The 21,215-nt window shown below is 56.0% G+C and carries 22 protein-coding genes; 9 read left to right on the forward strand and 13 right to left on the reverse strand.

From position 1 onward, the window contains the following. Positions 1 to 98: 98 nt before the first annotated feature. The 9 genes from msrQ to mrcB form a co-directional block, all read right to left on the reverse strand. Entirely contained in the window at positions 99 to 719 is a 621-nt protein-coding gene (msrQ, locus tag BFP90_RS17460) for a protein-methionine-sulfoxide reductase heme-binding subunit MsrQ (RefSeq protein ID WP_065897568.1), read from the reverse strand. Further along, the gene (gene msrP / locus BFP90_RS17465; protein WP_065897569.1) at positions 719 to 1,732 is read right to left on the reverse strand and encodes a protein-methionine-sulfoxide reductase catalytic subunit MsrP; all 1,014 of its coding nucleotides are present in this window, start codon (positions 1,730 to 1,732) and stop codon (positions 719 to 721) included. The genes msrQ and msrP overlap by 1 nt, the downstream gene beginning before the upstream one ends. A gap of 63 nt (positions 1,733 to 1,795) precedes the next feature. Next, the gene (gene pssA / locus BFP90_RS17470; RefSeq protein WP_065883999.1) at positions 1,796 to 2,653 is read right to left on the reverse strand and encodes a CDP-diacylglycerol--serine O-phosphatidyltransferase; all 858 of its coding nucleotides are present in this window, start codon (positions 2,651 to 2,653) and stop codon (positions 1,796 to 1,798) included. Positions 2,654 to 2,799: 146 nt separating this feature from the next. Further along, complete coding sequence (ilvC, locus tag BFP90_RS17475; RefSeq protein WP_003176099.1) at positions 2,800 to 3,816, reverse strand: ketol-acid reductoisomerase; 1,017 nt, start codon at positions 3,814 to 3,816, stop codon at positions 2,800 to 2,802. A 46-nt stretch (positions 3,817 to 3,862) separates the two neighbouring features. Beyond that, positions 3,863 to 4,354, reverse strand: a complete 492-nt coding sequence (ilvN, locus tag BFP90_RS17480; protein ID WP_003176102.1) for an acetolactate synthase small subunit — start codon at positions 4,352 to 4,354, stop codon at positions 3,863 to 3,865. A 2-nt stretch (positions 4,355 to 4,356) separates the two neighbouring features. Continuing rightward, the gene (locus BFP90_RS17485; protein ID WP_065884006.1) at positions 4,357 to 6,081 is read right to left on the reverse strand and encodes an acetolactate synthase 3 large subunit; all 1,725 of its coding nucleotides are present in this window, start codon (positions 6,079 to 6,081) and stop codon (positions 4,357 to 4,359) included. A 431-nt stretch (positions 6,082 to 6,512) separates the two neighbouring features. Then, entirely contained in the window at positions 6,513 to 6,842 is a 330-nt protein-coding gene (locus tag BFP90_RS17490; protein ID WP_065897570.1) for a YqcC family protein, read from the reverse strand. Continuing rightward, positions 6,842 to 7,576: a tetratricopeptide repeat protein gene (locus BFP90_RS17495; RefSeq protein WP_065883995.1), complete on the reverse strand. Its 735-nt coding sequence runs from the start codon at positions 7,574 to 7,576 to the stop codon at positions 6,842 to 6,844. Before BFP90_RS17495 ends, BFP90_RS17490 begins: the two co-directional genes overlap by 1 nt. A gap of 16 nt (positions 7,577 to 7,592) precedes the next feature. After that, the gene (gene mrcB, locus BFP90_RS17500; protein WP_065897571.1) at positions 7,593 to 9,917 is read right to left on the reverse strand and encodes a penicillin-binding protein 1B; all 2,325 of its coding nucleotides are present in this window, start codon (positions 9,915 to 9,917) and stop codon (positions 7,593 to 7,595) included. A gap of 118 nt (positions 9,918 to 10,035) precedes the next feature. Between mrcB and BFP90_RS17505 the strand changes: the two genes are divergently transcribed. From BFP90_RS17505 to BFP90_RS17515, 3 genes are all read left to right on the forward strand, one after another. Continuing rightward, positions 10,036 to 11,592, forward strand: a complete 1,557-nt coding sequence (locus BFP90_RS17505) for a bifunctional aminoglycoside phosphotransferase/ATP-binding protein (RefSeq protein WP_065897572.1) — start codon at positions 10,036 to 10,038, stop codon at positions 11,590 to 11,592. Between the two features lie 91 nt (positions 11,593 to 11,683). After that, the gene (locus BFP90_RS17510) at positions 11,684 to 12,028 is read left to right on the forward strand and encodes a pentapeptide repeat-containing protein (protein ID WP_065883988.1); all 345 of its coding nucleotides are present in this window, start codon (positions 11,684 to 11,686) and stop codon (positions 12,026 to 12,028) included. A 197-nt stretch (positions 12,029 to 12,225) separates the two neighbouring features. Beyond that, positions 12,226 to 12,498 (forward strand): TfoX/Sxy family protein, encoded by a 273-nt coding sequence (locus tag BFP90_RS17515; protein WP_065883985.1) that lies wholly within the window; start codon positions 12,226 to 12,228, stop codon positions 12,496 to 12,498. Positions 12,499 to 12,713: 215 nt separating this feature from the next. On the opposite strand, the gene BFP90_RS17520 is transcribed toward BFP90_RS17515, so the two are convergent. Genes BFP90_RS17520 through BFP90_RS17530 form a run of 3 tightly spaced genes read right to left on the reverse strand, consistent with a single transcriptional unit; the run spans position 12,714 to position 15,393 of the window. Then, positions 12,714 to 13,481 carry a heme ABC transporter ATP-binding protein gene (locus BFP90_RS17520; RefSeq protein ID WP_065897573.1) on the reverse strand — a complete coding sequence of 256 codons (768 nt, stop codon included), beginning with the start codon at positions 13,479 to 13,481 and terminating at the stop codon, positions 12,714 to 12,716. Continuing rightward, positions 13,481 to 14,464: a FecCD family ABC transporter permease gene (locus BFP90_RS17525; RefSeq protein WP_176718052.1), complete on the reverse strand. Its 984-nt coding sequence runs from the start codon at positions 14,462 to 14,464 to the stop codon at positions 13,481 to 13,483. Before BFP90_RS17525 ends, BFP90_RS17520 begins: the two co-directional genes overlap by 1 nt. A gap of 50 nt (positions 14,465 to 14,514) precedes the next feature. Further along, positions 14,515 to 15,393 carry a heme/hemin ABC transporter substrate-binding protein gene (locus BFP90_RS17530; RefSeq protein ID WP_065892282.1) on the reverse strand — a complete coding sequence of 293 codons (879 nt, stop codon included), beginning with the start codon at positions 15,391 to 15,393 and terminating at the stop codon, positions 14,515 to 14,517. Positions 15,394 to 15,588: 195 nt separating this feature from the next. On the opposite strand from BFP90_RS17530, the gene BFP90_RS17535 reads away from it, so the two are divergent. After that, on the forward strand, positions 15,589 to 15,906 hold the full coding sequence (locus BFP90_RS17535; protein ID WP_065897575.1) for a Rieske (2Fe-2S) protein: 318 nt from the start codon (positions 15,589 to 15,591) through the stop codon (positions 15,904 to 15,906). A gap of 45 nt (positions 15,907 to 15,951) precedes the next feature. Here BFP90_RS17535 and BFP90_RS17540 read toward each other — a convergent pair whose 3' ends face one another. Next, a complete protein-coding gene (locus BFP90_RS17540; RefSeq protein WP_141688979.1) occupies positions 15,952 to 16,230 on the reverse strand; it encodes a c-type cytochrome in 279 nt (92 codons plus the stop codon). 495 nt (positions 16,231 to 16,725) lie between these two features. On the opposite strand from BFP90_RS17540, the gene BFP90_RS17545 reads away from it, so the two are divergent. The 5 genes from BFP90_RS17545 to BFP90_RS17560 all read left to right on the forward strand — a co-directional run bounded on the left by BFP90_RS17545 (position 16,726) and on the right by BFP90_RS17560 (position 21,201). Continuing rightward, positions 16,726 to 17,163: a hypothetical protein gene (locus BFP90_RS17545; protein ID WP_065897577.1), complete on the forward strand. Its 438-nt coding sequence runs from the start codon at positions 16,726 to 16,728 to the stop codon at positions 17,161 to 17,163. A gap of 136 nt (positions 17,164 to 17,299) precedes the next feature. Further along, positions 17,300 to 18,598 (forward strand): FAD-dependent oxidoreductase, encoded by a 1,299-nt coding sequence (locus tag BFP90_RS17550; protein WP_065897578.1) that lies wholly within the window; start codon positions 17,300 to 17,302, stop codon positions 18,596 to 18,598. A gap of 56 nt (positions 18,599 to 18,654) precedes the next feature. Continuing rightward, complete coding sequence (locus BFP90_RS17555; RefSeq protein WP_141688980.1) at positions 18,655 to 19,437, forward strand: hypothetical protein; 783 nt, start codon at positions 18,655 to 18,657, stop codon at positions 19,435 to 19,437. Beyond that, complete coding sequence (locus BFP90_RS28400) at positions 19,434 to 19,982, forward strand: hypothetical protein (RefSeq protein WP_141688981.1); 549 nt, start codon at positions 19,434 to 19,436, stop codon at positions 19,980 to 19,982. Before BFP90_RS17555 ends, BFP90_RS28400 begins: the two co-directional genes overlap by 4 nt. A gap of 64 nt (positions 19,983 to 20,046) precedes the next feature. Then, positions 20,047 to 21,201 (forward strand): hypothetical protein, encoded by a 1,155-nt coding sequence (locus tag BFP90_RS17560; protein ID WP_065897580.1) that lies wholly within the window; start codon positions 20,047 to 20,049, stop codon positions 21,199 to 21,201. The last annotated feature ends 14 nt before the right edge of the window (positions 21,202 to 21,215 follow it).

Raw genomic sequence — 21,215 nt, forward strand, 5'->3', positions numbered from 1 at the left:
AACTTACTTAACTCTTTGTTTACCAAGGAGTTTTCCGTTTCGACTGCGCCGGAAGTGGGGCGAATTATAGGCGTACAGAATCTGCCGTCAAGGGCTAATTACAGTTTTGTTGCAGAAGACGGTTTTTTAGCAATAAGGCGAGGGATTCGGCGCATCACCGGCGGCACCCGCAATAGAAGAAGCAGCGCACCAATGGAAGCGTAGACAGCCCACTCCTTCAAATCAGCCCGAACTATCCAGAGCATATGCAGCAAACCAAGTCCGAGAATCACATAGACCAAACGGTGCAGTTTCTTCCAGCGGCTCCCCAACCGTCGCTGACTGTAACGATTGGAGGTCGCAGCCAAAACCAGCAAGCCCACAAACCCCAACGTGCCGACAATGATGTACGGGCGCTTACGCAATTCCACGCCCAACTGAGACCAGTCAAGCCCGAGGACAAACACGCAATAGGCTGCCAAATGCAGCGTCACATAGGCAAAGCACCACAACCCCAGTTGCCGGCGTACCGCAATCCACCCCGCCCAACCGCTCAGTTTCTGAAGCGGAGTCATGCCAAGCGTGATCAGCAACAGAATCAAGGTGCCCAGGCCGAGGCGATCCACCAGCACTTTCCCAGGGTCGGGCCCGAGGGCAAAACTCCAGGCCTCATATAGCCAGAAGAACGGCCATACCGCGACCGCTATAAAAACGCCAATGCGCCAGAGCGGATAGCGCATCAATAGTTCTTCCGCAGGTCGAGGCCCGTATATAAAGAGGCGACCTCATCGGAGTAGCCATTGAACATCTGGGTCTCGCGCACGTTCGGGCTGAAAAGACCGCTCGGCAAACGACGTTCCCGCGCCTGGGTCCAGCGCGGATGGTCAACCGTCGGGTTCACGTTCGCATAGAAGCCATACTCATCGGCGGCAATACTCTGCCAGGTCGTTTTCGGCTGTTCGCTGACAAGGCTGATGCGCACAATCGACTTCACACTCTTGAAGCCGTATTTCCATGGCACGACCAACCGCAACGGTGCACCGTTCTGGTTAGGCAACTCTCGCCCATACATACCAACGGCAAGGATCGCCAATGGATTCATTGCCTCGTCCAGGCGCAGCCCTTCTATATAAGGCCAGTCGATCAAGCCGAAACTGGAGCGCTGACCCGGCATGCTCTTCGGATCCTGCAGCGTTTCAAAGCGGATGAACTTCGCTTTGGAGGTGGGCTCAACCTGCTTGAGCAAGGCGGAAATGGGGAAGCCGATCCAGGGAATAACCATCGACCACGCCTCAACGCACCGCAGACGATAGATGCGCTCTTCCAACTGGTAAGGCTTCATGAAGTCTTCAAGTGCGTAGCGCCCAGGCTTGGCCACCTCACCATCAATCACAACGCTCCACGGTTCGGTCTTGAGTGAACCGGCATTTGCCGCCGGGTCGCCCTTGTCCGTGCCAAATTCATAGAAGTTGTTGTAGTGGGTTGCGTCCTTGAACGGCGTGATGGCCTCGTCCTTGACGGTCACTGCCTGCCACTTGGTGCCGGGGAGCTTTTGCGCAAACCAGTCAGGCGCCCTGCCCGGCTCGACGTCGGCATAGCGTGCGGCCTCCTCTGCACTGGCCCAACGAGGCAAGCTGCTGGCGGCAATACCGGCGAGCGCGCCACCGAGCAAGCTGCGGCGAGAGAGATAGAAGGATTCAGGGGTGACATCCGATTCGTGGCAATCGGACGCTTTGGGCAATTTGATTAACATGGCAACTCCGCAGCATTGGAGGACAGGTGCACCAATAGACTGCGGAGTATGGGGGAAATTACATTAAGGCAATGTTTTGTCCCGACGAAGATGCAGCAGGTACTGGACCGGCCCAGAAGCGGCGTAGACCAGGAAGGCCAACAATAGAATGCGCGGCGGATCGCTGAACACCACCGCAAACACCAGCACCACAACAAGAATCGCTACGAAAGGTACACGCCCCTTGAGGTCCAGCTCCTTGAAGCTGTTGTACTTGATGTTGCTGACCATCAACATGCCGGCCGCAGCAACCATCAGCGCTACCAGGAACGACATCTTCGAACCCTGAATGCCGTAATCACTGAACGCCCAGACGATACCCGCCACCACGCCCGCGGCAGCAGGACTGGCCAGGCCAATGAAGTAACGCTTGTCGGCAGTACCTACCTGAGTGTTGAAGCGCGCAAGACGCAACGCCGCACCTGCAACATAGATGAAGGCAACCATCCAGCCGACCTTGCCCATATCACCCAGCGCCCAGGCAAACGCCAGCAACGCAGGGGCAACACCGAAGGCGACCATGTCCGACAAAGAGTCGTACTCGGCACCGAAGGCGCTTTGGGTATTGGTCATGCGCGCCACACGACCATCCAGGCCATCAAGCACCATGGCGACGAAAATGGCGATGGCAGCAAAACCGAAGTACTTGCTGGCACTCACGGCATCACCTGCCGCCAACGCGCTCTGGGCGCTCATCGAGTTGATGATGGAATAAAAGCCGGCAAACAGGTTCGCCGTCGTAAACAGGTTGGGCAGCAGATAGATGCCACGATGCCGGACCTTGCGGCCTTCCGCGTCATGCCCTTCTTCGACATGTTCATCGATCGGCAGCATGCTTTCGGCGTCGGAAGCCTGGTTTGGCTCTTCGGGACGTTCGCTCATGGACTTTACCTTGCAACGGTGTGAAAAAAATTCGACAGATACTTGCGGCGAGTGTTCGCCCGCAAACGATGCAGCTTTATACCAGAACCCGCTTACCCAAACGAAAAAACGCGGCCTAAGCCGCGTTTTCCCTTGATACGTACGACTTAGTTCTTGGCTTTGTCGACGATCTTGTTGGCACCGATCCACGGCATCATGGAGCGCAGTTGCTCGCCGATGACTTCGATACCGTGGGCGGCGTTGTTACGACGCTTGGCGGTCATCGAAGGGTAGCCGGTGGCGCCTTCGCTGATGAACATTTTGGCGTATTCGCCGTCCTGAATACGTTTCAGGGCGTTGCGCATGGCCTGACGGGACTCGGCGTTGATCACTTCCGGGCCGGTCACGTACTCGCCGTATTCGGCGTTGTTGGAGATCGAGTAGTTCATGTTGGCGATACCGCCTTCGTACATGAGGTCAACGATCAGCTTAAGTTCGTGCAGGCATTCGAAGTAGGCCATTTCCGGCGCGTAGCCCGCTTCAACCAGGGTTTCGAAACCGGCTTTCACCAGCTCAACGGTACCACCGCACAGTACGGCTTGTTCGCCGAACAGGTCGGTTTCAGTCTCGTCCTTGAAGGTGGTTTCGATGATGCCGGTACGACCGCCGCCAACACCGGCCGCGTAGGACAGCGCAACGTTCTTCGCGTTGCCCGAAGCATCCTGGTAGATCGCGATCAGGTCAGGAATACCGCCGCCCTTGACGAACTCGGAACGTACGGTGTGGCCTGGAGCCTTTGGCGCGATCATGATCACGTCGAGGTCAGCGCGCGGCACAACCTGGTTGTAGTGGATCGCGAAGCCGTGGGAGAAGGCCAGGGTGGCGCCCTTCTTGATGTTCGGCTCGATTTCATTCTTGTACAGCGCGGACTGGAATTCGTCCGGGGTCAGGATCATGACCAGGTCGGCGGCCGCAACAGCGGAAGCCACGTCAGTCACTTTCAGGCCGTGGGCTTCAGCCTTGGCAACGGTAGCCGAGCCTTTGCGCAGGCCAACGGTCACGTCAACGCCGGAATCTTTCAGGTTGCACGCTTGAGCATGGCCCTGGGAGCCGTAACCGATGATGGCGACTTTCTTGCCCTGGATGATCGACAGGTCACAATCTTTATCGTAATAAACTTTCATGAGGTTCCTCTATATATCCAGGCCGTAAGGCCATTCGCTAATTGGGTTAGATGCTGAGTACTTTGTCGCCACGGGCAATCCCGGTGACACCACTGCGTACGGTTTCCAGAATCGAGGCCGTCCCGATCGACTGGATGAAGCTGTCCAGCTTGTCGCTTGTACCGGTCAGTTGAACGGTATAAACGCTGGCGCTCACATCGACGATCTGCCCGCGATAAATATCGGTAGTGCGCTTGATCTCGGCACGCTGGGCGCCCGTGGCCTTGACCTTGACCAACATCAGCTCGCGCTCGATGTGGGCACTTTCCGACAGGTCGACCAGCTTGACCACTTCGATCAGCTTGTTGAGGTTCTTGGTGATCTGCTCGATCACCTCATCGTGGCCCACGGTGGTCAACGTCAGGCGCGACAGGGTCGGGTCTTCGGTTGGGGCCACGGTCAGGCTTTCGATGTTGTAGTTGCGTTGCGAAAACAGGCCGACAACACGGGACAGAGCGCCGGGTTCGTTCTCCAGAAGCAGGGAGATAATGTGCCGCATGATTAAGTACGCTCCGTCTTGTTCAGCCACATGTCGCGCATAGAGCCGTCTTTGATCTGCATCGGGTAGACGTGCTCGCTGGTATCCACCTGAATATCGATGAACACCAGGCGATCCTTCATGGCGAACGCCTCTTCCATCTTCGGCTTCAGATCTTTCAAATCGGTGATGCGCATGCCGACGTGGCCATAGGCTTCAACCAATTTGACGAAATCGGGCAACGATTCCATGTAGGAATGGGAGTGACGGCTGCCGTAGCTCATGTCCTGCCACTGACGAACCATGCCCAGCACGCCGTTGTTCAGGCAGACTATCTTCACGGGAAGACCGTACTGCAGGCACGTCGACAGTTCCTGGATGTTCATCTGGATACTGCCTTCACCGGTGACACAGGCAACGTCAGCCTCCGGAAAGCTCAGTTTCACACCCATGGCCGCAGGGAAACCGAAGCCCATCGTGCCCAGGCCACCGGAGTTGATCCAACGGTTAGGCTTGTCGAATGTGTAGTACTGCGCGGCGAACATCTGGTGCTGGCCCACGTCGGAGGTCACAAAGGCATCGCCCTTGGTCACTTCGCACAGGGTCTCGATCACGGTTTGAGGCTTGATGATGCTGCCGTCGCCCTTGTCGTAAGGGAACAGGCCGCGGTCGCCGCGCCATTCGTCGATCTGCTTCCACCAGCTGGCAACGGACTCCTTGTTCGGCGTTTCGCCGATGTCCTTGAGCGCAGCGACCATTTCAGTCAAGACGCTTTCAACAGGACCCACGATCGGCACGTCCGCCTTGATGGTCTTGGAAATGGACGCCGGGTCGATGTCGATATGGATGATCTTGGCATTCGGGCAAAACTTGCTCGCGCCGTTGATCACGCGGTCATCGAAACGTGCGCCCACGGCCAGGATCACATCGGCGTGGTGCATGGTCAGGTTGGCGGTGTAGCTGCCGTGCATGCCGAGCATGCCGACGAACTGACGGTCCGAACCCGGGAATGCGCCGAGGCCCATCAAGGTATTGGTCACCGGCAGGTTAAGCAGCTTGGCCAATTCGGTCAGCGGTGCGGAACCGCCCCCCAGAATCACGCCACCACCGGAGTACAGCACCGGGCGCTTGGCCGCCAGGAGCATTTCGGCAGCCTTGCGGATTTGCCCCGAGTGCCCGCGCACAGCCGGGCTGTAGGAGCGCAGCTTGGCTTTCTTCGGGAAGATGTATTCGAATTTCTCGGCCGGGTTGGTCATGTCCTTGGGAATATCCACCACGACAGGACCCGGGCGACCGGATTGTGCGAGGTAGAACGCCTTTTTCATGACTTCCGGAATTTCCGACGCGTGCTTGATCATGAAACTGTGTTTCACGATCGGCCGGGAGATACCGATCATGTCGGTTTCCTGGAACGCGTCGGTGCCGACCATGGTGCTGGCGACCTGGCCGGAAATGATCACCATCGGAATGGAGTCCATATAGGCAGTCGCGATGCCGGTTATGGCATTGGTTGCACCCGGGCCGGACGTGACCAGTACCACGCCGGCTTTACCGGTGGCACGGGCGTAGCCGTCAGCCATATGGGTCGCGGCCTGTTCGTGGCGAACCAGGATGTGGGTAACAGCCGGTTCCTTGAACAGTGCGTCGTAGACATGCAGCAGAGCACCACCCGGGTACCCGTAGATATAGTCGACGCCTTCGTCACGCAAAAAGCGGACGAGCATCTCACCGCCAGATAAAAGCTCCACGTTGTTCACCTCTAAAACGCCAGAATACCGTCCGTTGAAAACCGACGGGTCTTAATAGGTTTACTTCTCAACAGAGCATGAGCGACGGTGGTCGCCGACTACGTCAGCACTGACTGAGCAAGTATTGGGATCGTCCCAAGTGTTGCGGGCTTTTCCCACCCAGCGCGAGGTAACGCGTTGCGGGTGTTACAGGTCGGCGCGGATGTGCGCCTCATGATCTGCTGAGCGGGCCTGCTTCTGGCAGTCCCGATACAGCGGACTTTGGATTCTTCTGTTTCAGGCCCTTCAAGTCAAGCAATAATTGCGCTTTTTTCCAACTAAGCGCATGAGAACGTAGGAGAAAGGGCTTTGAGGAGGGATAAAACTCGCCTGAATGTCGTCAAGCGGTAGAAATATGCGCAAGACTGCCGGAAAAACCGGCAGTCAGGCAATTAACGAGCGTCAGCGATCAATTGGTCGAACTTTTTCAGCGCATTGCGCAAGCCAAGGCTCTCCCGAGGACGGTCGGCGTAGACCATCTCGGCCATCTCCAGAATCCCGGAAGCATTGGGCAAAGGCAGGTCCTGTTCGAGGATCTGCTTCATACGGACCAGGAAAATCCATTGCAGCCACTGGTGGAAATCCAATGTATCGACCGAAAACGGCTCGGCGCTGCCGAGCGCTTCGGCGCTGGGGGACACCTCGTCCCACCAGCCCTGCACGCGCAGCTCTCGCTCGATCAGCAACAACTGTTCGGCAATCGCCGGAAAACGTTCATCCATCAGAGATTGACCTTGGCTTTCGCCCGAGCCTGGGCAGCGCCGGCGGCGTCACCCTGGGCGGCACGCGCGTCGCCGATCAACGCCCACAGGCTGGCTTGCAGGTCCGGACGACCGTTGGCCATGCTCAAACCACGGCGAGCGAACTGCTCGGCTTGCGGTGCATCACCCTGGGCCATGCGCACCTGGGCCAGGCGGTAGAGCACTTGCGGTTCGCGAGGCGCAACGCGCTGGGCACGCTCCAGGCTCGACGAAGCGCCATTGAGGTCGCCACCGGCCTGCTGTTGCTGGGCGGTGGTGAGCAGCGCCAATACCGGGCCATCCAGTTGCTCGTCAGCGGACAGGCCGCCCGCACTGGATGACGAAGGAATGCCGCTCGGCGTCGACGGCATGTTGTACGTGCCCTGGTTGACCGGCGCGGTCTGGATCGGCGTGGCGTCGACCGGACCCGAAGTGCTTGGCCCCGGGGTCCAGGGTTCGGCGCTGATCGGGGCTGCGGTAGCAGCACCACTGCCAGGCACCATTACCACCACGCCCGAGTCCTGCGGCATTGCCTGCGGCTTGGCCTGTGCCGGACGGTTGGTCACGGTTTGACGAAACCCGCCCTTGGCCGAAATCCGCTCGCTATTGGAGACGCCCGTACTCGCGTCCACCACCGGAATAGAGCCGCGTTGCACGCTGGAGCAACCGCCGAGCAAAGCCAGAACTGTAATCGCTGGAATCCACAACTTGTTCACTTGAAACCCTCTTTGCTTAATTCATCCAGCCCTTGACCCAATCCATCACCGACTCCGCATCAGCCGGGGCACTGCCCCCGCAGGCGGCACCGGGTGGTGGCTCGCTGCCGCGAATATACGGCATCTGCACCGCCCCCGGGCAGTTGGCGTCGGAACCCTGACCTGTGTGCGGATCAATCCAGGCCTGCACGATATTGTCAGGCTGCGGCATGTTGAGCGGCAACGGGTCAGCTTTACGCATGAAGCTGGTCCAGACCTGCAGCGCACCGGTCGCACCGGTGAACGGCGTCTTGCCATTGTCGTCACGGCCCAGCCACACCACGGCCAGTACGTCCTGGCCGAAACCTGCGAACCAACTGTCGCGCGAGTCGTTACTGGTGCCGGTCTTGCCCGCCAGCGTCAGGTTCGACGGCAGCACGCTATAGACCGAGCGCCCGGTACCTTCACGCATCACGCGTTGCATGGCGTTCTGGATCAAGTAGATGGAGCCCGCGTCGAAACGCTGCTGGATCTGGAACGGGTAGCGCTTGAGCGGCTCGCCCTCGGCGGTCAGCACACTGCGAATACCGCGCATCGGGGTATTGAATCCACCGTTGGCCAGGGTCTGGTACATGGTGGCCACTTCCATCGGACTCATGGCTGCCGCCCCCAGCAGCATTGACGGGAACGCCGGGAACTCCCGTTCTATGCCCAATCGCGCCAGCGTCTTCAGCACATTCGGCACACCGACTTCGAGCCCCAGGCGCGACGTCGAGATATTGTAGGAATGCGCCAGCCCCTGGTACAGAAACACGGTGCCGTGCGAGCGGCGGTCGAAGTTCTTCGGCGTCCACACTTGACCATCGGCGCCTTTGATCGACAGCGGATCGTCCGACAGCCAACTGGTGAGCGTGTACTTGCTCGGCTTTTCCAGGGCGGTCAGGTAAACCGCCGGCTTGACCAGCGAACCGATCGGCCGCACGGCATCCAGGGCACGGTTGAAACCGGCGAAACTGGCCTGGCGGCTGCCGATCATGGCCTGGACTTCACCGGTTTCCGGGTTGGTCACGACCATGGCGGCCTCGACTTCATCAGAGCCCTTGCGGCCGGTCAGGCGTTTGAAGGTGTCATTGACCGACGCCTCGGCCTTCATCTGCAGAATAGGGTCAAAGCTGGTGAAGATGCGTAGGCCTTCTTCGGTCAAGTCTTCATCGCGGTAGTCTTCGCGCAACTGACGTTTGACCAGGTCGATAAAGCCGGGGAACGAGCTGTCCGCCAGCTTGCCGCGGGTGGTGACGCCCAGCGGCATTTTCTTCGCGGCGGCGACCTGTTCGGCAGTGGCAACGCCCTGCTGTTCCAGAACATCGAGCACCAGGTTACGGCGCTCAAGCGCACGCTCCGGGTTGCGCCGCGGGTTGTAATAGGACGGCCCCTTCACCATCCCCACCAGCAAGGCAACCTGATGCAACTTCAATTCGGACAGCGGCTGCCCGAAGAAAAACTGGCTGGCCAGGCCGAAGCCATGCACCGCGCGCTGACCATCCTGGCCGACGAAGACCTCGTTGAGGTACGCCTCGAGGATTTCCTGCTTGCTGTAATGCAACTCCAGGAGCATGGCCATCATGGCTTCGGTGAGTTTGCGCGTCAGGCTGCGCTCGTTGGTCAGGTAGAAGTTCTTCACCAACTGCTGGGTGAGCGTACTGCCGCCCTGGGTCATCCTGCCGCCGGAGGTATTGACCCAAACCGCGCGGGCAATCGACTTCGGCGAAACGCCCCAGTGACTATAGAAGTCGCGGTCTTCGACAGCGACCAGGGTTTCCAGCAGATACGGAGGCGCCTGATCGAGCTTGATCAGGATGCGGTCTTCAAGGTTCTTCGGGTAGATGCCGCCAATCATCAGCGGTTCAAGACGCACCACCGGCAGCTTGGCGCCGTTGAGCGACGACAGCTCGGCCACGTAATCGCCGGAAAAGCGCACGCGTACCGGCTGGGCTTTTTCCAGGCCTTCGTAGAACCGGAAGCCACGGGTGTTCAGGTCGACGGTATTGCCGCTGACCGCCGCCGCGCCCGGGCCGTTGCTCACGGGCTCGCGTCGATAGCCCAGCGCATCGAGTTCGGTGAGAAAGTCGTCCTTGCTCAGTTTCTGGCCGGCGAACAATTCCAGCGGGCGTGCATACACCTTGGCCGGGATGGTCCAGCGCTTGCCGGAGAACTTCTCCTGGACCACGGCGTCGAGATACACCGCAACGCCGGCGAGCGCCACAAGGCCAACCAGGCCGAGCTTGAGCGCCCAGCCCAGCCACGGGCGCAGGCTGCGCGAAGGAGGTTTTTTACGGGAACGGGGAGATCGGGTTCGAGTCATGGCGGCGGATTATACGCACTTTATTGATGATCAACATGAGCCGGACAGCGGTTTGCACGACCGCCCGTAGCGGCCATAATGCCTGCCATGATTTCTCCCAGACTTTGAAGGATCGCCCGTGAGCCAGTCCCTGATCGCAGCCCTGCAAAACCCGGCGTTGTACCCGCATCCGGTGGAAGCATTTCACGTTATTGAAACCCATATTTCCTGGGTAATCCTGACCGGTCCTTACGCTTATAAACTGAAGAAACCGATGAACTTCGGGTTCCTGGACTTCACCGATCTGGAAAAACGCGGCCACTTCTGCAACGAAGAACTGCGCCTCAACCAGCGCCTGACCGAAGATTTGTATCTTGAAGTGTTGCCAATTACCGGCACTGCCGACGCACCGCAACTGGCTGGCGACGGCCCGGTCATCGAATACGCGCTGAAAATGCGCCAGTTCCCGCAGAGCCAGATGCTGAGCACCTTGCAAGCCAACGGCGAACTGACCAGCGCGCACATTGACGAAATGGCCAGGCAGATTGCGCACTTCCACATCAACGCCCCCAAAGTCCCACAGGAACACCCCGCCGGCACCCCGGATGAAGTGATGGCACCGGTACGCCAGAACTTCGAACAGATCCGCCCATTCCTCAGTGACAAGGCCGACCTGACTCAACTGGAAGCCCTGCAAGCCTGGGCCGAAAGCAGCTTCGAACGCCTCAAGCCGCTGCTGCAACAGCGCAAGCTCAATGGATTCACCCGCGAATGCCATGGTGACATTCACCTGGGCAACGCCACGCTGATCGACGGCCATGTGGTGATCTTCGACTGCATCGAGTTCAACGAGCCGTTCCGCTTTACCGACGTGTACGCCGACACCGCGTTCCTGGCGATGGACCTGGAAGACCGTGGCCTCAAATGCCTGGCGCGACGATTCATCAGCCAGTACCTGGAGCTGACCGGGGATTATCAGGGCCTGGAGCTGCTCAATTTCTACAAGGCGTATCGTGCTCTGGTCCGGGCCAAAGTTGCGCTGTTCAGCATGCCGAGCGAAGCCGACCCGGTACAACGCGCCACTACCCTGCGCCAGTACCGCAACTACGCCAATCTGGCTGAAAGCTACAGCACGATTCCCTCGCGCTTCCTGGCAATCACCCATGGTGTTTCGGCCGTGGGCAAAAGCCATGTCGCCCTGCGCCTGGTCGAGGCATTAGGCGCTGTTCGCCTGCGCTCGGACGTGGAGCGCAAGCGCCTGTTTGGCGAGCAGCCTGTGGAAAATACACCGCAGGCCGGCATCTATAACCATGACGCCAGTGCTGCGACGTATACGCAGCTGAACGAAATTGCCGACACCGTACTTCGCGCCGGTTTCCCGGTGGTGCTGGATGCCACCTTCCTCAAACGCGAACAACGCGACGCGGCGGCCCGGGTTGCCGAAGCCACCGGGGCTCCGTTCCTGATTCTGGATTGCAATGCGCCCCAGGCCGTCATCGCCAGTTGGCTGGCACAACGTCAGGCAGATAAAAACGATCCGTCCGACGCAACGTTGGTGGTTATCGAACAGCAGCAAGCCAATCGTGACCCGCTGACAGCGCAGGAGCTGCTGTTGAGCAAGCGCGTCGAGACCAACGAAAGCGGGACCCTCGATGCGTTGGTTGCGCATATTCGTCAGCGCTTGCCCGGCCTGTAAGAAATATTTCTTGGTCGTGTCGCCACGTTGGCGCACGACTCTGCGATAGTGGCACTATAATGGCGCCATAATACCAACAGGAGTCGCCGTCATGAGTCATCCCAAGCTTCTTGATACCCCGCTCTACGCGCTCCTGCACAAGGACGACATCCGCGGCTTCAATCAGGAACGCCCCGGTGACGGGGTTATCGACATGCGTGGCGGCGACTTCCGAGGGTTGGACCTGCGCGAACTGAACACCGCAGGTATCGACTTCACCGACGCCTACTTCCGCTCCGCCGACCTGCGCGGGCTGGATTTACGTGAATGTTCACTGGAAGGCGCCAGCCTGGCCCACGCGCAGATTTCCGGCACTTACTTCTCCTCCGACCTGACGGCTGACGAGATCCTGATGTCGGTCAATTTCGGCACACGCCTGCGTTACCGCACCAAATAACCTCAAGACTTCGGCTCCCGGCCGCGCGACAGGCGTGCCGGGCGCTTTACCCTGCCTGAGATATGGCGGCGTTCTTATAAGCTTTTGAGCCGTTCCCAAGCAAAAAATCACACTTTTCCTACTGAGCGCTACACTCATTTTCAGGCTTGCCTGGTCACGATACCCACCGCACCCTTCGGCCGTCGCAAGGAGGCTTGATGAACGATGAGCTGCAGCACCTGAAAAATCTTGGCAAGACGTCGGCGCAATGGCTGCATGCGGTGGGCATCCACAGCGCATCCGACTTACGCCGCCTGGGGGCGGTCGACGCCTACCGCGCCGTGCGCACTCGCGGGTTCCGAGCATCGAAAGTCCTGCTGTATGCCATTGAAGGCGCATTGATGGATGTGCATTGGAACGACATTCCCGCAGAACGCAAAGAAGCGTTGAACCGTCAGTTCGATGCGCTCTCGACGCGCAAGAAGATTTAGGTCTGCGCAGGGGCAGTTGGAGAAAAATACGGGAATGGATAAAACAACTGTTGACTCTCAAATGAGAATCGTTATGATTATCACAACTGGTCGCGAGATCAGCCGATAACTGAAAGACCATTGGTTCGGACTCTCAGATTATCTCCTCATCAGGCTAATCACGGTTATTTGACCCGGCTCTTGCCGGGTCTTTTTTTGCCTGGAAAACCCTGTGCTCAGCGCGCGATGATCAACGGATGACCACGTTCCGGATGCAACTGCACCAACACATCCAGACCAAACACCGCCTTGAGCGGCTCGGGCCGCAGCACCTGTGCCGGCGTGTCCAGGGCATGCGGGCGCCCACCTTCCAGCAGCAGGATACGATCACAGTAACGCGCCGCCAGGTTCAGGTCATGCAGGATCACCAGCACCGCTGCGCCACGGTCGGCAAAGCTGCGGATGGCCTGCAAGGTCGTATGCTGATGCAACGGATCGAGCATCGATGTCGGCTCATCCAGCAACAACGTCTGCCCCGCCTCGCCCGGCCATAATTGCGCCAATACTCGGGCCAGGTGCACCCGCTGACGCTCCCCGCCCGACAAGGCCAGGTAACTGCGACCGCTCAGGTGCCCTGCATCTGCCGCATGCAGCGCCGCGCGGATAATCTCCTCATCACGTACGCGACCGGTCTGATGGGGCAAACGTCCCATGCCTACCACTTCCTCGACACGGAAAGCGAAATCCAGGGTGGAGGTCTGGGGCAGCACTGCCAGGCGTTGAGCGCGTTGCGCGCCGCTCAAACGCTTCAATTCCTGCGCACCCAGCCAGACTTTGCCCTGATCAGGCAACAATTCACCGCACAGCGCACTCAACAAGGTGCTTTTACCCGCACCGTTGGGGCCCAATACGCCCAGCACTTGGCCCGGCAGCAGGTCAAGGGTCACATCCGCCAACACGGTCTTGCCTGCGCGACGGATGTGCAACGCTTCCACCCGCAGCATCAGGCGCGCCCCCGCAACAATAAATAGAGAAAAAAAGGCGCGCCGATAAACGCGGTGACGATACCGATCGGCAATTCCGCCGGCGCCAACGCCAGGCGCGCCACCAGATCGGCAAACAGCAGCAAACTCGCGCCCGCCAGCACCGAAGCCGGCAGCAACACCCGGTGATCCGGGCCTGCCAGCAACCGCACCAGATGCGGCACCACCAATCCGACAAAGCCGATCATGCCCGCCGCAGCCACCGCTGCGCCGACGCCCAACGCCGTACAGAACACCAGTTCACGCTTGAGCTTTTCAACATCGATACCCAGATGACTGGCCTCGGACTCACCCAGCAACAGCGCATTCAAGGCCTTCGCCCGGCGCGGCAGCCACAGCGCCACGCCCGCACTGACCAGCAGCAACGGCCATAATCGCGAATAGCTGGCACCGTTGAGGCTGCCCAGGTTCCAGAACGTCAGGGTACGCAAGGTGGCGTCGTCTGCCAGGTAGGTAAACAGCCCCACCGTGGAACCGGCAAGCGCCGTCAGCGCAATGCCGGCAAGCAGCATCGTCGCGACGTTGGTCTGGCCGTTGCGCCGTCCCAATCGATACACCAGCGCGGTGACGCCCAGGCCGCCCAGAAACGCGCAGATCGATAATAGATACGGCCCGACCGCGTCCGGCAGCCCGCCAAAAAACGAGCCTGCGACAATGGCCACCGCCGCCCCCAATGCCGCACCACTGGACACGCCCACCAAGCCAGGATCGGCCAGCGGGTTGCGAAACAACCCCTGCATCGCCACGCCCGACAATGCGAGCACACCCCCGACGGCCAGGCCCAGTAACGTGCGCGGCAAACGAATCTGCCCCAGGATCAACTCGGCCTGTTCGAGCCCCTGGGCATTGATCGGCATCCCCATCAATCGCAATGCGGCCCTGAGTGTGTCGAACAACGGCAGGCTGACCGGGCCCAGGGCCAATGAGAGCCAGATCGCCAACAGAGACAACAGCGCCAGCCCGATAAACAGCGTTTTCGGTTTAACCAATGTTGTCATGGGGCGGGTTGCGCGCTGGACGGGTAAAACCCGGCCGACAACTGCGCCAGGCTCTGCGGCAAGCGTGGCCCGAGCCCGCCCACCAGCAGCGTCGGGTCCAATTCAATCACCCGACCGCTCTTGGCCGCCGGCGTGGACGCGAGGATAGGATTTTCCTTGAACAACGCCACACGGGCCGCTTCACCGCTGAGTGCCCGATCAGCAAATACCAGCACATCGGGACTCAACCCGGCCAGCGACTCCACCGAGAACAGTTTGTAACCACTGTGAGTCGCCAGGTTATGGCCGCCGGCCTGCTGCACTATCCAGTCAGCAGCGGTGTCCTGACCGGCGATCAACGGCTTGCCGCCGGCGTGCCCGAGCAACATCAACACGCCCGGTGCTTTTTGCGTCACCTGGGCCTTGGCCACCCAGGCTTTCTGTCGGTCCAGGGCCTGCTCATAGCCGCTGAACAATTGGTTGGCCCTGGCCTCGCTGTCCAGCAGCTTACCCAAATGCGCCAGGTTGGTTTTCAGGCTGGCCAAATCCGGCTGTGCCGAGAACATTTCTACCTGCACCCCGGCGCTGCGGATTTGCGCCAGCACCGGTGGTGGCCCCATTTCCTCGGTACCCACCAGCAGTTGCGGGCGCAGACTGAGAATGCCTTCGGCCGACAATTGGCGCTGATAACCGATACTTGGCAATGCCTTGAGTGACGCCGGATGCTGGCTTGTCGTGTCCACGCCGACCAGTTTCGACTCGCCCCCCAATGCCGTCACCCACTCCGATAACGCGCCACCGGCGCTGACCCAGCGTTGCGGCAGCTCCGAGGCTTGGACCGCTTGGCTGACCAGCAATCCGGCAACAAGCGCAATAACGCTGGCACTCAGGCGCATAACAGGGTTTCCTTTCAAGGCAGAGCCGCTCATGCACTCATCAATGTGACAGATACAGCCTGCCCGGCATCGTAATGAGCACCCGACCAGCTGACGGGCGAAACGGCATTTGATAATTGTTTGCATTTTCACGTCAAGCGACATCCTTCGCAACGAGCAGCTGTAAGGCCTGACCGGTAGTAAAAGAGGCTAAATATGAAGTTTGTTTGCCCATCCGATGCGCTCGCGCAAAATGCCAGCCGCGGTTTCGAAATTGATGGCCAAAAGCTGTTTGGCGTACGCCGGGAGGGTACTGCCTACTTTTACGTCAATCGCTGCCCACATCGTCGCGTATCACTGGAATGGGAACCCGATCAATTTCTCGACAAAAGCGCCAGCTTGATCCAGTGTGCAACCCACGGTGCGCTATTTTTGATAGAAACTGGCGAATGCGTTTCCGGTCCCTGTGCTGGCCAACGTTTAATCACATTGCCCAGCACGGAAGATGAGAATGGCTTATGGGTACAGGTGTAGCGTGAGCAGATATTATTAAACAAGCTACCGACCACGGGCGATCATTTACTTTATGCCACTGAAGTACTCTGCCAACACTTCAATCTTCCTGTCATCCACATCTTTCATGATTCGGTTCATTACCGTACCGCGCGAGACATTGTGCTTGTAATCTAGCATCGCTGTACGGAGAAATTCCTTTGAGCGCCCTTGTAACGAAGGAATGGTACCAATAGTCCCGCCTCGCCCCTCATACCCATGACAATTAACGCAGCCATTGCTCGCCATGATTCCGATGACGTTCTCTTGCGCTGCGGCCATAGTCGCCCAGAGAAAAAACAGCATAAACATCAATCCTCGATTCAATACCACTCCATCACACCCTTGTATATTGATTAAACCATTAATACTACAAACAGCGAAATCTACAGCTCCTGGCGCCACAACCACGCAGTAGTCGCATAGACAAGAGCCGAGGTAATTACACCCCACCTGGAACAAGACATAGTTTTAAATATTAGCACAGCACTACAACAACAGGGCGCACCAACCAAGCCGCTTATTAATTTATAGCGCGAAGTCTCGAAAGGTCAAGAGCGACATCCACCGACAAACAAATCATCTACAACTGCACTAATAGCGAACCATACGCATTGACAGTCACACACCCTCTGTACAATAAAAACAAATTTGTACAAATACATATTTTGAAACATCTTACGACTTGCCGATTATGAATCCCGTGGCTTTAACTAATGACTCGTGTAATCCCGTATAGCTAACACTTTAATAGGGTTACGCACCCACCATCGAATCACAGAAAAGTGAAAAAGGAATTTCATGAAACGCTGCATAGCGCTGTCTCTGATATCAATCGCACTGAGCATCAATGCTACCCAAGCCATGGCAGAGGATGCCAAGGCTGCCTTAGCGCCGCAGAAAGCTGTAGTGATAGTGTTCAATCCCCCCAAAGGCATGGAGCAGGAATTTCTTGAATCTTTCACTAAAGAGCAAGCGGCGAACTTCAAAGCGCATGGCAGCAATGACAAGAAAACGACTGAGTCCATCAACCTGATTCCTACGAAATTAGGTGAGCCGTTAATTCATATCACAATACTCAAAGATAGAGCGGCCTACGAAAAAACTTTTCAAGCATTTGGTCCAAAAGAAAACCGGGGCGCTTATGTAGGCAAGCACTCAGAAAAGTACGGCGACCTGAACATTCCTAAAATATATCTTCAAAACTCGCAATCTTACTTTGCCGACGTAGTTAAATAACTCCTTTCTTGCTCCATCTTCATAGAGAGTTTGCTGCCAAGGCCTGTTAAAGACACTAAATCCGACTGGATCTTTAGTGTATTGCTTGGCACACGCAAGAAGGCGTCAGGCAGGACGTGTGAATTCGGAAGATACAATGATAGATGATCGTAGAACCCTCCTTAAATGGTTGATTACGGGCGCCGGAATAGCTGCGTTAGACGCAGCGGCAGGCCCTCCAATCAAGATGTCGCAGGCAAAGCTTTATAAAGTTGTAGTGGTGGGTGGGGGGTTTGCAGGTGCCACATTCGCTCGCACGCTAAAACGCCTCATACCCAACGCTTTAATAACATTAATTGAAGAGCATACGGAATACTTCTCGGGCCCACTCAGTGCGGAGTGCCTGATAGGGAAACGTAATGAAGAGACCTTGACGTTCGACTATAAAAAGCTCGTATCTGAAGGGATAAATGTCGTACATGAGCGTGCGCTGACAATTGATGCTACTCAAAAAGTAGTAAAAACACCAAACACCACCCACCGCTACGATCGATGCATCGTGGCTGCTGGTATTGACTTTGATTTTGACCATATTAAGGGTCATAGCAAAGAGCTCGTCGATGTCTTTCCACACGCCTGGAAAGGGAAAGAACAGTTGAGTGCCCTGAAAAAACAACTCGAAGAAATGCCGGACGGCGGTACGGTTCTGATGTCGGCTCCCAACACAGAATACAGGTGTCCGCCGGGCCCGTATGAGCGAGTGAGTCAGATCGCCGAATACCTTATTGCGCACAAGCCGAATTCAAAGATTATCTTCCTCGACTCCAAAGAGCGGTTCCCCAAGCAAGCCCAGTTTGAATTGGCTTGGAAACAGTTGTATGGATACGGGACCGCAGAAAGCATCATTACCTGGATCGGCGCCCAACAGGGCGGAACGGTTACAGAGTTGAGGCCGGACACGCGGGAACTTGTGTGCCAGGCAGGCGCTTTCAAGGGCGATGTCATCAATATTATTCCGAGACAAAAAGCCGACGTTTTCACCGCTGCAAATGGCCTGACTGGCGAGAACGGTTGGTGCCCGGTAAATACGCAGACATTCGAGTCTTTGAAGGTTGCGAACGTTCATGTTATTGGCGACGCAGCAGACGCTCACAGCTTGCCGAAATCGGCATTCGCGGCCGCGTGTCAAGCACGGGTTTGTGCGCTGGCCGTGTATTCGCTGTTCAATCAATTGCCTCTCATGACACCAGAGTATATGAATGTCTGCTTCAGCCTCTGTGGCACGCACTACGCGATTTCGGTGACCGTGAGTTATCAACAAAATCCGCAAACAAATAAAATTGACGTTATTTCAACGAATATTACACCACTCGACGCTCCGAAAACACAGTATCTAAGTGAAGTGCAATCCGCCTACGCCATGTTTAACAGCATGGCCAGCGGCGCTTTTGGCTAACGATCGACCCCTGAAGTGACAACACGAAGAACGCTCATAGAAACGGATTTCAAATCATGAATTTTCTCGAAGAAGATTTTTTAGTTTGTCTAACAGACAAGGATATCGTTTATACACTCGCACTAACGGGATCATCAGCCAGAGGTGAGTCACGAAAGAATACCTCCCGACATGATTACACATCGGACATTGATGTACTCTGCTTCATAGATCCTAAAGACATAGCGCAAACCATGCGTTGCAAAAACGCATACGCGGAGTACAGCCCGCTGATATTGATGAGCAGCGAAGCTTTAAAGCATCCTTCAAACGCAATCCTTTCCATGGACCTTGAGTGGTTCGGAGGCAATGGTCTTCTCCTGCAAAAACCTGACTTCAGTGGACACCGCGCAGATGAATTTCTGGCATACCAGACACAGCCTCTGGCCTATTACAATGCTCAATTGACGAGTTCAACATCCCACATCGCCCGCAGGCTTTATAGCAAAATCTGTATCACATGTTTGAAACTACTTTACCTATCTGAACACCCGGAAAGACGAAGTTTCGTATTCGAACACGAATTGATACCTCACCACTTTGCCGAAGTAAGCACTGTACTGGCCGAACACATTGTCAACCGAGACCTGACAGACGAGCAGTTGCAGTCTGTCGCACAGCATCTAAAAACCTTAATTACACAGCGCAGGCTCGTAACTGAAAGCGCGAGTTTCCTTGAGTCGACAGCCCTCTTTTTCTCAAGTGAAAACCAGCATGCCGACAAGATAATCGAAGCAGTATTTCTGGAAAACAACAAATTAAGCAAAGCAGAAAGCTTATTTCAAGGGTCAAATGAATGATCGATATAATAACAACCCTTGGCCCTATCGGAACCGATTCACACACACAAGCTGCGAGTATTGGGCCTACTGTCTCTTTACACCCGACCTTTCACGCAGCGATTGAACATGCAAAAAAATTCAAGACGAGATTATTAGTGCCGGCGGGGTTTAGAGAATACCGCGACGGCAAACAATTTTCGTGGGTGGATTTTCACTTCGAATACTTGGATTCATTCGAACTACAAAGCGTATGGTTTGACAAAACACTTCCCATGACTTTATTGCACAAATCTTATGACTCGATTGCACTCCACCCGTCGACCTGTTCACTAATAGACGATCTGGACTCATACAAAGAAGTTAAATACACTCAATCAAAAATCCACGCCTATCAACTCTACAAAAAAGGAGAGGTAGCCTCGGCGTTGACAAGCACCTCGACATTTGATCAAGCACTTGATGAACTTTATATTAAATCCCAGTTTACTCCAACAATGGTGTGGTGTCTTTACCGCGCGCATTCTTTAGACATTGGCATTTCCCGACCAGCTGGATCGCTGTAATGGTCGATAACTGTTGCGCATTATTAGAAAAGCCCAGCGGCGGACACAAGCAAAAGGAAAGGCAGTGAAGCGTACCAAAAACCAAATCATCATACTGCTTTGCTTCATAATTTCGCTCACTGAGCGATTCACCCAAGCCTCAATACCGCTCATTGTTAACCATTTGGGTCTTTCTGGGTTAGAAATGTCGTTATTTCTAAGTGCCATGTCCGCGTCTACCGTTTTTATAGGCGTGGCGATTGCCCCCTCTATCGACACCTTTAGTCAAAAACGCTTTCTTTGCTTGATTGGCTTATTTACGCTCATAGCCTCTGTATCGTTCTTCTTGTTCAACCGCAACGAAGCACTCATTTGGGGATGCCTGTTGACATTCAACATCGGCGCTATTCTTCGCATAATAAACTTTAAACGACTTTCAACCATAAACCTCGAAGTAGATAAATTAAAATTATCCCAAGCGCATTCTCGTATGCAGTTATCCATAACGCTGGCCATGGCACTGGCACCATTACTCCTGGCCGTGACGACGGCTGACAACTATCTGTACCTTGCCTTTTGCCTGCTCATAAGCTCCGTTATTTTAAGCAGTTGTACATCGTCAGTCGCGCGTCACTCAAAACACTCTACCTCAATTAAATCCGCACCCATCACAGTTCGCACGATGACGTCGGCTCACCATTTTATCTTCATAGGCATGCTATTGTCAGGGTTATTTCTAAGCATACTACTCAGATACTGCCAAAGCATATCAATCAACCCCACTCAACTTTACTCAACCATTTTGCTCTCGCAAGTCATCGGCTTAATTATTGCCAACAGTATGTTCGAGCGTCTTTTCAGTCATCGCTTCAACCGATATGAACTGCTCATCATTATCATAGCTGTTGCTGAATCGGCTTTTATTTATACATCGTCGTTCGTGGTTGTAAACACGCTTTCCTTTATCATCGGATTCTCATTTCAAATTATGTTCCTGAGGTCTCATAACCAGTTTCAGCGCATGATTCCTCATGGCTTGACCGCTAAAGCAAATGGCACGCGTGGACTGTATACGTTCGCAGGAGCCACCATCGGTTACTTTGCAGGGCCTCTACTGTATGAGTTTGGCGGAGCGCCTTTATCTTTCGCGACATGCAGCGTCGTAGCTCTGCTTTTCTTTAGAGTTCTCTATCACCTACGCTTGACCAATTCACTCGACTATGCCAGGCCTCGCATCTAGAAAGACATTGATGT

The sequence above is a fragment of the Pseudomonas sp. 24 E 13 genome, assembly GCF_900004715.1.
Lineage (GTDB): Bacteria > Pseudomonadota > Gammaproteobacteria > Pseudomonadales > Pseudomonadaceae > Aquipseudomonas > Aquipseudomonas orientalis_A.